13 protein-coding genes are annotated in these 14,460 nt (G+C 63.2%); 9 read left to right on the top strand and 4 right to left on the bottom strand.

Features of this window, described 5'->3' with window-relative positions; translation table 11 throughout:
- Positions 1-178: 178 nt before the first annotated feature.
- The 7 genes from AC07OV_RS30065 to AC07OV_RS30095 all read left to right on the top strand — a co-directional run bounded on the left by AC07OV_RS30065 (position 179) and on the right by AC07OV_RS30095 (position 7,142).
- The gene (locus AC07OV_RS30065) at positions 179-1,711 is read left to right on the top strand and encodes an MBOAT family O-acyltransferase (RefSeq protein ID WP_176995004.1); all 1,533 of its coding nucleotides are present in this window, start codon (positions 179-181) and stop codon (positions 1,709-1,711) included.
- 11 nt (positions 1,712-1,722) lie between these two features.
- Positions 1,723-2,895 (top strand): alginate O-acetyltransferase, encoded by a 1,173-nt coding sequence (locus AC07OV_RS30070; protein ID WP_495093573.1) that lies wholly within the window; start codon positions 1,723-1,725, stop codon positions 2,893-2,895.
- 16 nt (positions 2,896-2,911) lie between these two features.
- Positions 2,912-3,568 (top strand): alginate O-acetyltransferase AlgF, encoded by a 657-nt coding sequence (locus tag AC07OV_RS30075; protein ID WP_176995006.1) that lies wholly within the window; start codon positions 2,912-2,914, stop codon positions 3,566-3,568.
- A 187-nt stretch (positions 3,569-3,755) separates the two neighbouring features.
- Positions 3,756-5,207, top strand: coding sequence for a mannose-1-phosphate guanylyltransferase/mannose-6-phosphate isomerase (locus AC07OV_RS30080; RefSeq protein WP_176995007.1), 1,452 nt, complete (start codon positions 3,756-3,758; stop codon positions 5,205-5,207).
- 242 nt (positions 5,208-5,449) lie between these two features.
- A complete protein-coding gene (locus AC07OV_RS30085) occupies positions 5,450-5,914 on the top strand; it encodes a multidrug transporter (protein ID WP_135308501.1) in 465 nt (154 codons plus the stop codon).
- Between the two features lie 14 nt (positions 5,915-5,928).
- The gene (locus tag AC07OV_RS30090; RefSeq protein ID WP_495093574.1) at positions 5,929-6,741 is read left to right on the top strand and encodes an SDR family oxidoreductase; all 813 of its coding nucleotides are present in this window, start codon (positions 5,929-5,931) and stop codon (positions 6,739-6,741) included.
- Positions 6,741-7,142: a DUF4440 domain-containing protein gene (locus AC07OV_RS30095; RefSeq protein WP_178922804.1), complete on the top strand. Its 402-nt coding sequence runs from the start codon at positions 6,741-6,743 to the stop codon at positions 7,140-7,142. Before AC07OV_RS30090 ends, AC07OV_RS30095 begins: the two co-directional genes overlap by 1 nt.
- Positions 7,143-7,258: 116 nt before the next feature.
- Here AC07OV_RS30095 and AC07OV_RS30100 read toward each other — a convergent pair whose 3' ends face one another.
- The 4 genes from AC07OV_RS30100 to AC07OV_RS30115 are packed head-to-tail and all read right to left on the bottom strand — an operon-like array spanning position 7,259 to position 12,019.
- Entirely contained in the window at positions 7,259-8,119 is an 861-nt protein-coding gene (locus AC07OV_RS30100; RefSeq protein ID WP_494997224.1) for an efflux RND transporter periplasmic adaptor subunit, read from the bottom strand.
- Between the two features lie 10 nt (positions 8,120-8,129).
- Positions 8,130-8,330, bottom strand: a complete 201-nt coding sequence (locus tag AC07OV_RS30105; protein ID WP_176995013.1) for a DUF1656 domain-containing protein — start codon at positions 8,328-8,330, stop codon at positions 8,130-8,132.
- A complete protein-coding gene (locus AC07OV_RS30110; RefSeq protein WP_495093575.1) occupies positions 8,320-10,497 on the bottom strand; it encodes an FUSC family protein in 2,178 nt (725 codons plus the stop codon). Before AC07OV_RS30110 ends, AC07OV_RS30105 begins: the two co-directional genes overlap by 11 nt.
- Positions 10,498-10,507: 10 nt before the next feature.
- Entirely contained in the window at positions 10,508-12,019 is a 1,512-nt protein-coding gene (locus tag AC07OV_RS30115) for an efflux transporter outer membrane subunit (protein ID WP_495093576.1), read from the bottom strand.
- A 182-nt stretch (positions 12,020-12,201) separates the two neighbouring features.
- Here AC07OV_RS30115 and AC07OV_RS30120 point away from each other — a divergent pair, with 182 nt between their 5' ends.
- Positions 12,202-13,170, top strand: a complete 969-nt coding sequence (locus AC07OV_RS30120; protein WP_176995016.1) for a LysR family transcriptional regulator — start codon at positions 12,202-12,204, stop codon at positions 13,168-13,170.
- Positions 13,171-13,382: 212 nt separating this feature from the next.
- Complete coding sequence (locus AC07OV_RS30125; RefSeq protein WP_176995017.1) at positions 13,383-14,357, top strand: 2-hydroxyacid dehydrogenase; 975 nt, start codon at positions 13,383-13,385, stop codon at positions 14,355-14,357.
- Positions 14,358-14,460: the final 103 nt, after the last annotated feature.

Genomic DNA, 14,460 nt, shown 5'->3' on the forward strand with positions numbered 1-14,460 from the left:
CCCCCCCCCCCCCCCCCCCCCCCCCCCCCCCCCCCCCCCCCCCCCCCCCCCCCCCCCCCCCCCCCCCGGGCTCCTACAGGGAGGTGGCGTGAATGCTGTACCGCCCTCCCCCGAATTTTCGTGGGGGGGTTTGGGGGGGCTCTGGCCCTTGACTGTGATTAAACATGGAGAGATCGGGATGGTTTTCTCGTCCAATGTGTTCCTGTTTCTGTTCTTGCCGATCTTTCTCGGCTTGTACTACTTGAGCGGGCAACGCTATCGCAACCTGCTGCTGCTGATTGCCAGCTATGTGTTCTACGCCTGGTGGCGAGTGGACTTCCTGGCGCTGTTCGCCGCCGTGACGCTGTGGAACTACTGGATCGGCCTCAAGGTCGGTGCAGCCGGCGTGCGCACCAAGCCAGCCCAGCGCTGGCTGCTGCTCGGCGTGGCGGTCGACCTGTGCATCCTCGGCTACTTCAAGTACGCCAACTTCGGCGTCGACAGCATCAACGTGATGATGAAGTCCATGGGCCTTGAGCCGTTCATCCTCACCCACGTGCTGTTGCCGATCGGTATCTCGTTCTACATCTTCGAGTCCATCAGCTACATCATCGACGTGTACCGTGGCGATACCCCGGCGACCCGCAACCTGATCGACTTCGCGGCGTTCGTGGCGATCTTCCCGCACTTGATTGCCGGCCCGGTGTTGCGCTTTCGCGACCTGGCCGACCAGTTCAACAACCGCACCCACACCCTCGACAAGTTCTCCGAGGGCTGCACGCGGTTCATGCAGGGTTTCATCAAGAAGGTCTTTATCGCCGACACCCTCGCGGTGGTGGCCGACCATTGCTTCGCCCTGCAGAACCCCACCACGGGCGATGCCTGGCTCGGCGCGCTGGCCTACACCGCACAGCTGTACTTCGACTTCTCCGGCTACAGCGACATGGCCATCGGCCTGGGCTTGATGATGGGTTTCCGCTTCATGGAAAACTTCAAGCAGCCGTACATCAGCCAGTCGATCACCGAGTTCTGGCGGCGCTGGCACATCAGCCTGTCTACCTGGCTGCGTGACTATCTGTACATCACCCTGGGCGGCAACCGCAAAGGCACGCTGATCACCTACCGTAACCTGTTCCTGACCATGCTGCTCGGTGGCCTGTGGCACGGTGCAAACATCACCTACATCGTGTGGGGTGCCTGGCACGGCATGTGGCTGGCGATTGAAAAAGCCATCGGCCTCAACACCGCGCCACGCAGCTTCAACGTGGTGCGCTGGGCCTTCACCTTCCTGCTGGTGGTAATGGGCTGGGTGATCTTCCGCGCCGAGAACCTGCACGTTGCCGGTCGTATGTACGGTGCGATGTTCAGCTTTGGCGAGTGGTCGCTGTCGGAACTCAACCGCGCCAGCCTCACCGGCCTGCAAGTGGCAACCCTGGTGGTGGCGTACGCAACCCTGGCGTTCTTCGGCCTGCGCGATTTCTACACCAATCGCCCTGCCGAGAAGACCAAGCCGGCCGACCCGAGCCTGATCAAGGCCGTCCCGGGCGACAACCCCGGCAGCATCCACCAGCCCGGTTTCACCGTGGGCCAGGACGCCGCCGTGCAACCGGCCTACTGGACCGCTGACTGGCCACGCTACGCCATGCGCGCGGCGGTGCTGCTGCTGTTCGTGGCGTCGATTCTCAAACTGTCGGCGCAGAGTTTCTCGCCGTTCCTTTACTTCCAATTCTGAGGGAGCCGACCATGACCCGTTCATTACGCGTCCTCTATATCGGCCTGTTCCTGGTGGTGCTGCTGGCCCTCGGCGCCTGGTCGCTGCGCAGTTTCTTCGGCTTCAGCACCAATGCCGACGCCACCGTGCTCAACGGTCGCTGGACCAAAGCCGTCGAGACCCACTACGACGACGAGTTCCCGATCAAGCGCCTGGGCACCAACCTGTGGGCCGCGCTGGACTACAAGCTGTTCAATGAAGGTCGCCCTGGCGTAGTGCTGGGCCGCGATCACTGGCTGTACAGCGACGAAGAGTTCAACCCTGCCGTCAACGAAGACCAGAACCTGCAAGGCAACTACGCGCTGGTGGAAGGCGTGCGCCAGAAGCTCAAGGCCCAGGGCATCCAGCTGGTGATGGCGATCGTGCCGGCCAAAGTGCGCCTGTACCCGGAGCACCTGGGTGAGGTGAAACCGGCGAGCATCCACGCCAACCTCTACCAGGATTTCCACGCCCGCGTCGCCGCCGACAAGATCATCGCCCCGGACCTGCTTGGCCCGCTGCAACAGGCCAAGCTGGGCGGCAAGCAGGTGTTCCTGCGCACCGACACCCACTGGACCCCGGACGGCGCCGAGATCGCCGCCAAGCAACTGGCAGCGACCATTCGCGAGAAAACCCCGCTGAGCGGCGAGCCACAGCGTTTTGTCACCGAGGCCGAGAACACCGCACCGCACAAAGGCGACCTGCGTCTGTTCCTGCCCCTGGACCCGCTGTTCGAAAACCTGATGCCGCCCAAGGAGCCGCTGGAAAAACGCGTCACGCACCTGGCCGAAACCAAAGGTGACGATGCCCTGTTCAGCGACAGCGAAACCCCGGTGGCTCTGGTCGGCACCAGCTACAGCGCCAACCCCAACTGGAACTTTGTCGGTGCGCTCAAGCAAGCCCTGCACAGCGACGTGGTCAGCTACGCCGAAGACGGCCACGGCCCGATCCTGCCGATGCTCAGCTACCTCAAGAGCGACGACTTCAAGAACAGCCCGCCCCAGGTGCTGATCTGGGAGTTTCCTGAACGTTATCTGCCCGTGAACAACGAAATCGGTGATGCCGACCCGTCCTGGGTTGCGCAACTTAAACAAGCCGGTTCGCGCCAACAGAACATGGCTATCAACACACAAAAATCCGAGACGCCCGACCGGGCGCAAAACTGAAAGAGAGGTAACTCACATGACTTTCACTACAACTCCTCGTCGTCTCGCCAAGACCCTGGCTATCGCCGCTGGCCTGAGCGTCGTATCGATGTCTGCCTTTGCCGGCGGTGACGCCGCCCTCTACGGCCCGACCGCGCCAAAAGGTTCGAGCTTCGTGCGCATCTACAACGCCAGCAACCAGGAAGTCAGCGCCACCGTCGGCGCCACCAACCTGAGCGACGTTGCGCCCCTGGCCAGCAGCGACTTCAGCTTCATGCCGGGCGGTGACTACAGCGCCAAGGTGGGCAGCCAGACCGTGCCGGTCAAGCTCGCCCCGGACCACTACTACACCCTGGTCAACAGCGGCAGCGGCCAGCCCCAGCTGATCGAAGAGCCGCCGTTCAAGAACAAGCAGAAGTCCCTGGTGCGCGTACAGAACCTGAGCGACAAGGCCCTGACCTTGAAGACGGCTGATGGCAAGACCGACGTGGTCCAGTCGGTGGCCGCCAAAGGCCGTGGCGAACGTGAAATCAACCCGGTGAAAGTGAGCCTGGCGTTGTATGACGGTGACAAGAAAGTCGGCGATGTGAAGCCGGTTGCGTTGGAACGTGGTGAAGCGGCGGTGCTGTACGTGACGGGCTCCGGTTCGAGCCTCTCGCCAGTCTGGGTGAAACGCCCGGTGTCGACCCGCTAATGAATTCTGCAGATTGACACCGAACCTGTAGGAGCCCGGCTTGCCGGCGATGGCGTCCTCAAGGTCGCAATCGCCCGCAAGCGGGCTCCTACAAAAGGACGGTGTGCAATCGGCGACCGAGACAAAAACAAGAGTGAAACGACAAACCTTCGTAGCTCTGACCCAAATCGATTCAAGGAGAAACAGCATGATCCCAGTAATCCTTTCCGGTGGTAGCGGCTCACGTCTTTGGCCGCTTTCCCGTAAACAGTTCCCTAAACAATTCCTGGCGCTGACCGGCGAGCACACCTTGTTCCAGCAAACCCTGGAGCGCCTGGTGTTCGAAGGCATGGACACGCCGATCGTGGTCTGCAACAAGGACCACCGTTTCATCGTCAATGAGCAACTGAGCGCCCGCAAGCTGGAAAGCCAGCGCATCCTGATGGAGCCGTTCGGCCGCAACACCGCGCCGGCCGTGGCCCTCACCGCGATGATGCTGGTCAATGAAGGCCGCGACGAGCTGATGCTGGTGCTGCCCGCCGACCACGTGATCGACGACCAGAAAGCCTTGCAACGCGCCCTGGCCCTGGCCACCGTGGCCGCCGAGCGTGGCGAGATGGTGTTGTTCGGCGTGCCGGCCACCCGCCCGGAAACCGGCTACGGCTACATCAAGTCCACCAACGATTCGCTGCTGCCCGAGGGCGTGAGCCGCGTCGAGCAGTTCGTGGAAAAACCCAACGAAAAACGCGCCGTCGAGTTCGTCAAAAGCGGCGGTTATTTCTGGAACAGCGGCATGTTCCTGTTCCGTGCCAGCCGCTTCCTCGAAGAGCTGAAAAAGCACGATCCGGACATCTACGACACCTGCCTGCTGACTCTGGAGCGCAGCGAGCAGACCGCCGACACGGTGTCCTTCGACGAAGCCACCTTCGCCTGCTGCCCGGACAATTCCATCGACTACGCCGTGATGGAAAAAACCCAGCGCGCCTGCGTGGTGCCACTGAGCGCCGGCTGGAGCGACGTGGGTTGCTGGGCGTCGCTGTGGGCCGTCAACGATAAAGACGCCAACGGCAACGTGAGCAAGGGCGATGTGGTGATCCAGGACAGCAAGAACTGCATGATCCACGGCAACGGCAAGCTGGTGTCGGTGATCGGCCTGGAAAACATCGTGGTGGTGGAAACCAAGGACGCGATGATGATTGCCCACAAGGACAAGGTCCAGGGCGTCAAGCAAATGGTCAACACCCTGAACGAACAGGGCCGCAGCGAGACCCAGAACCACTGCGAGGTCTACCGTCCGTGGGGCTCCTACGACTCGGTGGACATGGGCGGTCGCTTCCAGGTCAAGCACATCTCGGTCAAGCCGGGCGCGTGCCTGTCGTTGCAAATGCACCACCACCGCGCCGAACACTGGATCGTGGTCAGCGGCACCGCCGAAGTCACCTGTGACGAGAACGTGTTCCTGCTCACCGAGAACCAGTCCACCTACATCCCGATTGCCTCGGTGCACCGCCTGCGCAACCCGGGCAAGATCCCGCTGGAGATCATCGAAGTGCAATCGGGCAGCTACCTGGGCGAAGACGATATCGAGCGCTTCGAAGATATCTACGGTCGCTCCACACCGGTTGAGCGCGGCGTGTCGGTGAAAACCATCGCGCAGTAATACTGTCGTACAAGAAGCCCCCGTCCAGCCGACTGCGTCCCCTATCCGCAGCCGGTTGGGCGGGGGCTTTTTCTTTGGGTTTTGCAGTGATGCTGAAGGCCCCATCGCAGGCAAGCCAGCTCCCACAACTGTGGGAGCTGGCTTGCCTGCGATGAGGCCCGCCGATTCAACACTTATCTCAAGCTGACCAATCCCACCTAAGCTTACGTTAGGATGCTCGTTCCCTATTCGAGGTGGTCTCCATGTTCTTCGGCGTTCTCCTGATCATCACCTGGCTGATCCTGCTGCTGCGTTACCCCGCCAAGGCCTTGCCGGTGTCCCTCGCGGCTGCCGTGGGCCTGGGTTTCGTGGCGATCTGGGTGGTGTGGCTGGACAACCGCGAAGCCTCGCAACTGGCACGCCTGGAGCTGCGCATCACCTACGCGCCCCAGGAATGCCCCGCCGACCGTCCCCTCAAGTTGGTCCTGAACAACGGCAACGACGTGCCCCTCACCGAACTGCGCTGGCGCGTCGCCGCCTATGCGCCGGGCGATACCGTCAACCTGGCCGACAACGTCTACGCCGCGCCGCGCTATCGCGGCCCCGGTGAGCTGCAAGCCGGCGCTACCTGGGAAGACTGCCTGCCCACCCCGCCACTGCGCCCCGGCTACCGCCCGCAAACCCTGGAATTTCGTGCCGAACACCTGCAAGGTGGCTTCTCGGACTGACAAAGGACTGATCCATGCCCAACGTACTTATCACCGGCTGCTCCAGCGGCATCGGCCGCGCCCTGGCGGATGCCTTCAAGGCGGCCGGCTATCACGTGCTGACCAGCGCTCGCCGCGAAGCCGACGTGATCGCCCTCAACGACGCCGGTTTCCAGGCCGTACTGCTGGACGTGAATGACAGCGCCGCCCTGCACACCCTGGCCACCCAGGTGGGCGAGCTGGACGTGCTGATCAACAACGCCGGCTACGGCGCCATGGGCCCGCTGCTCGATGGCGGCACTGAAGCCATGCAACGCCAGTTTGAAACCAATGTGTTTTCCATCGTCGGCGTGACCCAGGCGCTGTTCCCCGCCCTGCGCCGCAGCAAAGGCCTGGTGGTGAATATCGGCAGCGTTTCCGGCGTGCTGGTCACCCCGTTTGCCGGCGCCTACTGCGCCTCCAAAGCCGCCGTGCATGCCTTGAGCGATGCGCTGCGCATGGAACTGGCGCCCTTTGGCGTGCGGGTCATGGAAGTCCAGCCCGGCGCCATCAACACCAGCTTCGCGAAAAATGCCGGGGCCCAGGCCGAATTGCTGATCAACGAACAATCGCCGTGGTGGCCCATCCGCGACGGCATCCGTGCACGCAGCCAGGCTTCCCAGGACAAACCCACCCCGGCCGCGCAATTCGCCGCGGAGGTGCTCAAGGCCGTTCAGCAACCCCGGCCACCGCGCCTGCTGCGTGCGGGCAATGGCAGCCGAGCGTTGCCGTTGATGGCGGCGCTGTTGCCCAAAGGTTTATTGGAACGCGTGTTGAAGAAACGCTTTGGCTTGGAACAGAGTTTGTAATGATCGACTACAGCGACTTTTTTGAAGAAGTGATCCAGACCCACGTCGAGATCGAACAATGGTTTGCCGGGGTTGCGCCTGAGGGCACGTTGGAAAACCTGCTGGCGCGCTTCTCCCCCGAGTTCAGCATGGTGGCGCCCGCGACGGGGACGCGGGTCAATGCGGCCGGCGTTAAAGCGCTATTCACACGCCTGGGCGGCATGCGTCCAGGGTTGAAGATCACCTTGAGCGAGATGGCCGGGATCGACCGGCATGCACGAGGAGCCACGGTGACTTACCGCGAACATCAAGTGGATGACAGCGGCACCCAGACGGATCGCCGCGCCACGGTGGTGTTTGAAAAACAAGCCAGCGGCGCACTGCTATGGCGCCACCTGCACGAAACCTTCATCAAGGCCTGACACCACCTACTGTAGGAGCCGGCTTGCCGGCGATAGCGGTGGGTCATTGACGAATCTGTTGACTGCCCCTGCGCATTCGCGAGCAAGCCAGCTCCCACAAAAGCCGGGGCCCACCATCAATTTGGTGTTGGGTTGACGATAACGGTGCAGGTGATGCCCGCCGCCAGCAATACGCCTTCCGGCACTTCATCAATGTGAATCCGCACCGGCACGCGCTGGGCCAAACGCACCCAGTTGAAGGTCGGGTTCACATCGGCCACCAGTTCGCGACTCTCGGGGTTGTCACGGTCGTAGATGCCGCGCGAGATGCTTTCTACGTGGCCCTTCAAGGTCTCGCCGCTCATGAGTTGCATGTCGGCTTTGTCACCGACTTTAACGTGAGGCAGCTTGGTTTCTTCGAAGAAGCCATACACCCAGAACGAGTTCATATCGACCACGGCCATCTTGGCCTCGCCGATGCGCGCGTAGTCACCTCGATGCACATTCAGGTTGGTGACATAACCGTCCACCGCCGCCACCACTTGGGTGCGTTTCAGGTTCAGTTCGGCCGCTTCCAGTTGCGCCAGCGCGTGCTGGTAATCGGCGAGTGCCGAGTCGGCGATGTTGCTGGCGTCGTCGCGGTTTTCCCTGGAGATCACCAGGGCGTCGAGATCGGCGCGGCGGTGGGCGTTGACCTTGCGCATCTCCCAGGTGGCTTTGCGTGATGCCACCAGTGACTGCGCCTGCTTGACGGCAATGCGGTAGTGCTCGGGGTCGATCTGCATCAGCAGGTCGCCCTTCTTCACCAACTGGTTATCGCGCACCGGCACGTCGACCACTTCACCGGTGACGTCGGCGGCGACGTTGATAATGTCGGCGCGCACACGGCCGTCGCGGGTCCACGGGGTTTCCATGTAGTGCACCCACAACGTGCGGCCAATCCAGATCGCCAACGCCAGTACCAGCAAGGTGGCGAGCAGGCTGAAAAACTTTTTCATCAGGGCATTCTCAACGGTAGACGGTCAGCGCCAGCGCGCCGAACAGACAAACGAACAGGCTCAGGCGCAGCAACGCCGGGTGCCAGAAAAAACGGTACAGGTCGTACCCGGCCAGGAAGCGGTCCACGCCCCAGGCCAGCCCCGCCGCGATCAGGAACATCAGGGTCATGGTCGGCATATAAATGCCGTGGAACGCGATTTCACGGGGCATGCGCAGCTCCTTTGAGGGCAGCGAGGGGCGATTGCGGGTCGAGCAACGAGGTGCGGATAAAGTGCAGGTAGCTTTTCACCCGGCGCAGGGCCGAGGTGTCGAAGTGCGGCGCGAAGGGTTCGTCGGTGGCCTGCACGCGGCTGATCGCGTGGTCTACGGCGATCAGGCCGCGCTCCAGGTTGCTGGCGCTGGGTTGCAGGAACAACCGCACCAGCGAGCGGCCCATCACGCGGATCGCCTGGCGCCACGGCTGGGATTCGGCATACGCCGGGTGCACCGGCAGAATCGCCTGCTCCTTGCGCAGTTCGATGATCGCGTGGCCAACTTCAAGCACCACGAACATCCAGCGCAGCAGGTCGCGCTGCACCAGCGGCTGGCCGACGGCGAGGCCGTAAGCCTGGTGCAGCAGGTCGCGGGTGCGGCTTTCAAAACTCGACGCCAGGCCCTTGAGCTTGCCGCTGATGGCATACACCACCTGCTCACGCAGGTCCTGCTCCAGCCGGCGCCACAACCAGCGGCTGTTGGGCGGCAAAATGATCGCCCCCGCTGCCGCACACACCAGCATGCCGATGACCATCGCGATGTAGTCGTTGATGAAGGTGTAGGGGTTGTAGACCGTGAGGTTGTCGGGCACCGAGCCGGTGCTGAAGAAGATCAGCAGGCCCACGCCAACACCGGCGTACTGCGGGCGCGAGGCCAGGAACGAACCGAAGATGATCACCGGCGCAAGCATCACGCACAGCAGCGGGAAGCCGTCGATCCAGGGGAACACGAAGAACATTTCGACAAAGCCCACCAGCGCGCCGATCAAAGTGCCGCAGGCCATCTGAAAGGCCATGCGTTTCGGGTTGGGCGTGGCGGCAGACAAGCCCACGGTGGCGGCGGCGATCAGGGTCATGGTCGCGCCGCTGGGCCAGGCCGTGGCCACCCAGTAACTGCCGAGCACCACCAGAATGAATGACGCGCGAATGCCCGACGCGGCGCAGGCCAGCCAGTTGGTCTTGGGGATAAAGGTTTCGTCCCACTGTTCGCGTTCGTGGCTGTGGTCGGCCAGTGATGCATGGGTTTGCGCGTAGTTGTGCAGGTCGTCGACAAAGCGGTAAAGCAGCTCGTAGGCGGTGTGGAAATCAAGCTGCTCGGCTTCGCTGGGGTCGCCTTCCTGGAAGGCCGTGCGCAGGGCACGCACCTTGGCGGGCAAGCCGTCCTTGTAGGCGCTGAGTTGGGCCACCAGCCTTGCGGCGTCGGGGCTGGTGAGGGCGCGGCCAGAGAAACCATCGAGCAGTTCGGCCAGGTCCTGCAGGCCGGGCTTGATCGCGGCGACTACGTGGTCCGCCGCATCGGCACGCAGGCGTTCGAGCAACTGGTGCAAGGCGTTGAAGCGCGTGGTGATGCTCATGAATTCGCTGTTCAAGCGGCTGAGCCGGCCATTGCGCCGACGCATGTGCGGGTCTTCAAACACCGTGACACTGCGCAGCCCTTCCAGGCCCACGGCTTCAGCGATAAAGCGTACGTTGCTGGCCTCGAAGCCCTCGCGCTGGCTACGCCCACGTAAACCGTCAGTGACGAACAGCGCGAACACACCAAATCGCTGGTACAAGGCGTTGCGCATCGCGGCGCTGGAGGTTTGCGGCAAGATCGCGGCGCTGACCAGCGTGGAGCACAGGATCCCCAGGGAAATTTCCAGTACGCGCCACACCGCCGCCATAAAGGCACCGTCCGGATGGGCCAGGGCCGGCAAGCCGACCATCGCCGCCGTGTAGCCGGCCAGCACAAAACCATAGGCGCGGAAGTTGCGGTTGCGCGTGGCGCCAGCGGTGCAGATACCCACCCAGATCGCCAGTGCGCCGAGGAACAGCTCGGTGTTTTGCGCAAACAAGGCGATCAAAAAGACCATCACCGCTGACCCCGCCAGGGTGCCGAGGAAGCGATAGAAGCTCTTGGCGAACACCTGGCCGCTCTGGGGCTGCATCACGATGAACACGGTGATCATCGCGGTACGCGGTTGCGGCAACTCCAGGCGCATGGCCAGCCACAGCGTGAGGAACGCGGCGATCAGCACCTTGAAGATATACACCCAGGTCACGCCGTCGCTGCGTGCCCAGTCGAAAAAGCCACGGCGCCACTCAAGGGAATGCAGCCAGCGCAGCGGTGCAGGCAAGGGAGTCATCGACACCTACTCAGTGATCAAACACGGCCAGCGCCGCCGGGTTTTTGCTCGGGAGCGTCTTGGCGTCCTGCGGCACATCGTTGCCAGCACCCAGGCCACCGCCGAGGGCGGTGACCAGTTCGGCATGGGCGCTCAGCCGCGCGGCCTGCACTTGCTGCTCGATCTGTTGCTGATGGAACAGCAAGGTCTGGGCGTTCAGCACATTGAGGTAATCGGTGAGGCCGCGCTGATAGGCGATCATCGCGATGTCGTAGGTTTTCTGCGCCGAGGCCACCGACTGCGCGGCGAAGGAAGCTTGCTTGTCCATCGATTCGCGGCGGATCAACTGGTCGCTGATGCCCTTGAGCGCATTGACCAGGGTCTGGTTGTACCTGGCGACGGCAATGTCATAACCCGCGCTGGCTTCGCCCAGTTCGGCGCGCAGGCGGCCGCCGTCGAAGATTGGCAAGGTGATCGCCGGGCCCACGTTGTAGTTGAATTTCTTGCCGGCCAGGAATTCCAGCATGCCGCCGCCAGTGGCCATGTAGCCCAGACTGCCGACCAGGTCGACGTTGGGGTAGAAACCGGCATGGGCCACGTCGATGCCACGGGCCTGGGCCGCCACTTGCCAGCGGCTGGCGACCACGTCCGGGCGTTGGCCGAGGAGTTGCGCGGGCAGGCTCGACGGCAATTTCAGCGGGGCGGCCATGGCCAGTGTCGGGCGCTGCAAGTGCGCGCCCTCCCCCGGCCCCTTGCCGGCCAGCGCCGCCAATTGGTTGCGGCTCAAGGCGATTTCTTCGTCGAGGGCGTCCAGTTGGCGATGGGTTTCCGGCAACGGGGTCTCGGCCTGGCTGACGTCGAAGTGGGTGCCGATCCCGGCATTCAGCCGTTTGTTGGCCAGGTCCAGGATCTGCTGTTGCTGGGCCAGGGTGGCGGCGACGATGTCGCGGTTGGCGTAGTGCAACGACAACTGGATATAGGCGCGCACCACGTTGTTCTGCAGCTCGAGCTGGGCCTGGCGCGCTTCGGCGACGCTCATGTGCGCCAGGTCGACGGCGCGCTCGGTGGTGTTACTTTCGCGGCCCCACAGGTCCAGGGCGTAGCTCAGGCCCAGGGACGCATTGTTGTCCCAAGTGTTGGCACCGCTGAGTTCACCCGGGCCGTAGAACTGATCTTTCGGCCAGTTGTGGCGCTTGAGGGTAGTGTCGCTGTTGACCTGCAACGACTCGGCCGACTCGGCAACACCGGCCATGGCGCGCGCCTGGCGTACGCGGGCGGCGGCCATGGCCAGGCTCGGGCTGTTTTGCGTGGCGAGGTCGACCCAGCGGTTCAGTTGCGGGTCGCCGTAGGCTTGCCACCATTGCGCGGTGGGCCAGCGGGCATCGCGGGCGGCGCTCTGGATCGCTTCGTCGGTGGCCAGGGTATTGGCGCTGAGGGCCTGGCCTTGGGGGGCGATTCCTCCGGTTCCGATGCAGCCGCTGATTGCTAACGATAAGGCCAAAACACTGAGAGTCTTTAGCTCTCTGCTAATGCGAAGCGGCACGGCACGCGTATTCCTGAGAGGGTGGAGCGGGAAAGGTGGCGCAATTCTAGGCGGCGGCATGGAGGACGATAAGCTGGCATTCCTGTGAATCTTTGTTACCGTTCAGGCGATAATCCGTTGGTAGGGATCACTGGACGGCGTAACTTTCTGTCACAATTTGTTATCTCCCCTGAGAACACTCCATGGACACTTTGCAAAACATGCGCGCCTTCAGTTGCGTGGCCGAAGCCGGCAGCTTCACCGCCGCCGCCGTGCAACTGGACACCACCACGGCCAACGTCTCGCGCGCGGTCTCCAACCTTGAGGCCCACCTGCAAACCCGCTTGCTCAACCGCACCACCCGCCGAATCGCGCTGACCGAGGCTGGCAAGCGCTATTTGCTGCGCTGCGAGCAGATCCTGGCCTACGTCGAAGAAGCCGAGGCCGAAGCCAGCGACGCCCACGCGCGCCCGGCCGGGCAGTTGAAAGTGCACACCATGACCGGTATCGGCCAGCATTTCGTCATCGACGCCATTGCCCGCTACCGCCGCACTCACCCCGACGTGACCTTCGACCTGACCCTGGCCAACCGCGTGCCGGACCTGCTCGACGAGGGCTACGACGTGTCCATCGTGTTGGCCAGCGAACTGCCGGACTCAGGGTTTGTGTCCCAGCGCCTGGGCATCACCTACAGCATCGCCTGCGCCTCGCCGGACTACGTCAAGGCCAAAGGCTGCGCGCAACGCCCGCAAGACCTGCTCAACCACGCCTGCCTGCGCCTGGTGAGCCCGGTGATCCAGCTGGACAAATGGACCTTCAACGGCCCCGAAGGCCAGGAAAGCGTGGCGATCAACACCTCGCCGTTCCTGGTGAACTCCGCCGATGCGATGAAAACCGCGATCACCAGCGGCATGGGCGTCGGCCTGTTGCCGGTGTACGCGGCCATCGAAGGTTTGCGCAACGGCACGCTGGTGCGGGTGATGCCAACCTACCGCTCGCAGGAACTGAACCTGTACGCCATCTACCCGTCGCGCCAGTACCTGGATGCGAAGATCAAGACCTGGGTGGAATACCTGCGCGGCTCGCTGCCGGAAATCCTCGCGGCGCACCAGGCGGAGTTGGCCGCCTATGAACTGAGCGGCGGCCTCGGCGGCGTGCGCATGGCCACCTGATTTTTATCAGGTAACCGAATTCAAATGTGGGAGCTGGCTTGCCTGCGATAGCATCAACTCGGTCTGACTGACGCACCGAGTTGTCTGCATCGCAGGCAAGCCAGCTCCCACATTTTGAGCAGTGTTCACATTGGTTCAGCGGTGTCCTGACAACTCTGGATAAGAATGTTAGCGTGCTTGGCATTCTCCCGTAGTCGATGAGCCCGCCTGCAATGAAAAAGACTGTTCTCGCCTTCAGCCGTATCACCCCGCCAATGATCGAACGCCTGCAACAGGAATTCGAGGTGATCGTGCCCGACCCCAAGCGCGGGGACATCAACGCTCAATTCAATGAAGCCCTGCCCCACGCCCACGGACTGATCGGCGTCGGCCGCAAGCTGGGCCGCGCGCAACTGGAAGGTGCGAGCAAGCTGGAGGTGGTGTCCAGCGTGTCGGTGGGCTACGACAACTACGACGTGCCCTACTTCAACGAGCGCGGGATCATGCTCACCAACACCCCCGACGTGCTCACTGAAAGCACCGCCGACCTGGCCTTCGCCCTGCTGATGAGCAGCGCGCGCCGGGTGGCCGAGCTGGACGCCTGGACCAAGGCCGGTCAGTGGAAAGCCAGCGTCGGCGCACCGCTGTTTGGCTGCGATGTGCACGGCAAGACCCTGGGCATCGTCGGCATGGGCAATATCGGCGCCGCCGTGGCCCGACGTGGGCGCCTGGGCTTCAACATGCCGATCCTGTACAGCGGCAACAGCCGCAAGACTACGTTGGAACAGGAACTGGGCGCGCAGTACCGCAGCCTGGAGCAACTGCTGGCCGAGTCGGATTTCGTGTGCCTGGTGGTGCCGTTGAGCGAAAAAACCCGCCACCTGATCAGCACCCGCGAGCTGGGCTTGATGAAGTCCAGTGCGATCCTGATCAACATTTCCCGTGGCCCGGTGGTCGATGAACCGGCGCTGATCGAAGCCTTGCAGACCCAGCGCATTCGTGGCGCCGGGCTGGATGTGTACGAGCAGGAGCCGTTGGCGGAGTCGCCGCTGTTCCAACTGAGCAACGCGGTGACCCTGCCGCATATCGGTTCGGCGACGAACGAAACCCGCGAAGCCATGGCCAACCGCGCCCTCGCCAACCTGCGCAGCGCCTTGCTGGGCGAGCGTCCGCAGGATCTGGTGAATCCGCAAGTCTGGAAGGGCTGACCCATACCTCTTTTGGAATGGGGTTTATGTGGGAGCTGGGGTGGGGGGGGGGGGGGGGGGGGGGGGGGGGGGGGGGGGGGGGGGGGGGGGGGGGGGGGGGGGG

The sequence above is a fragment of the Pseudomonas sp. GW821-FHT09A09 genome, assembly GCF_059418405.1.

What these genes read in the sequence shown, in the direction of transcription:
- AC07OV_RS30100 (WP_494997224.1), bottom strand. Translation starts at nt 8,119, where the DNA reads ATGAAAAAGTTTTTCAGCCTGCTCGCCACCTTGCTGGTACTGGCGTTG.
- AC07OV_RS30080 (WP_176995007.1), top strand. Translation starts at nt 3,756, where the DNA reads ATGATCCCAGTAATCCTTTCCGGTGGTAGCGGCTCACGTCTTTGGCCG.
- AC07OV_RS30090 (WP_495093574.1), top strand. Translation starts at nt 5,929, where the DNA reads ATGCCCAACGTACTTATCACCGGCTGCTCCAGCGGCATCGGCCGCGCC.
- AC07OV_RS30125 (WP_176995017.1), top strand. Translation starts at nt 13,383, where the DNA reads ATGAAAAAGACTGTTCTCGCCTTCAGCCGTATCACCCCGCCAATGATC.
- AC07OV_RS30095 (WP_178922804.1), top strand. Translation starts at nt 6,741, where the DNA reads ATGATCGACTACAGCGACTTTTTTGAAGAAGTGATCCAGACCCACGTC.
- AC07OV_RS30070 (WP_495093573.1), top strand. Translation starts at nt 1,723, where the DNA reads ATGACCCGTTCATTACGCGTCCTCTATATCGGCCTGTTCCTGGTGGTG.
- AC07OV_RS30120 (WP_176995016.1), top strand. Translation starts at nt 12,202, where the DNA reads ATGGACACTTTGCAAAACATGCGCGCCTTCAGTTGCGTGGCCGAAGCC.
- AC07OV_RS30110 (WP_495093575.1), bottom strand. Translation starts at nt 10,497, where the DNA reads ATGACTCCCTTGCCTGCACCGCTGCGCTGGCTGCATTCCCTTGAGTGG.
- AC07OV_RS30085 (WP_135308501.1), top strand. Translation starts at nt 5,450, where the DNA reads ATGTTCTTCGGCGTTCTCCTGATCATCACCTGGCTGATCCTGCTGCTG.
- AC07OV_RS30105 (WP_176995013.1), bottom strand. Translation starts at nt 8,330, where the DNA reads ATGCCCCGTGAAATCGCGTTCCACGGCATTTATATGCCGACCATGACC.
- AC07OV_RS30065 (WP_176995004.1), top strand. Translation starts at nt 179, where the DNA reads ATGGTTTTCTCGTCCAATGTGTTCCTGTTTCTGTTCTTGCCGATCTTT.
- AC07OV_RS30075 (WP_176995006.1), top strand. Translation starts at nt 2,912, where the DNA reads ATGACTTTCACTACAACTCCTCGTCGTCTCGCCAAGACCCTGGCTATC.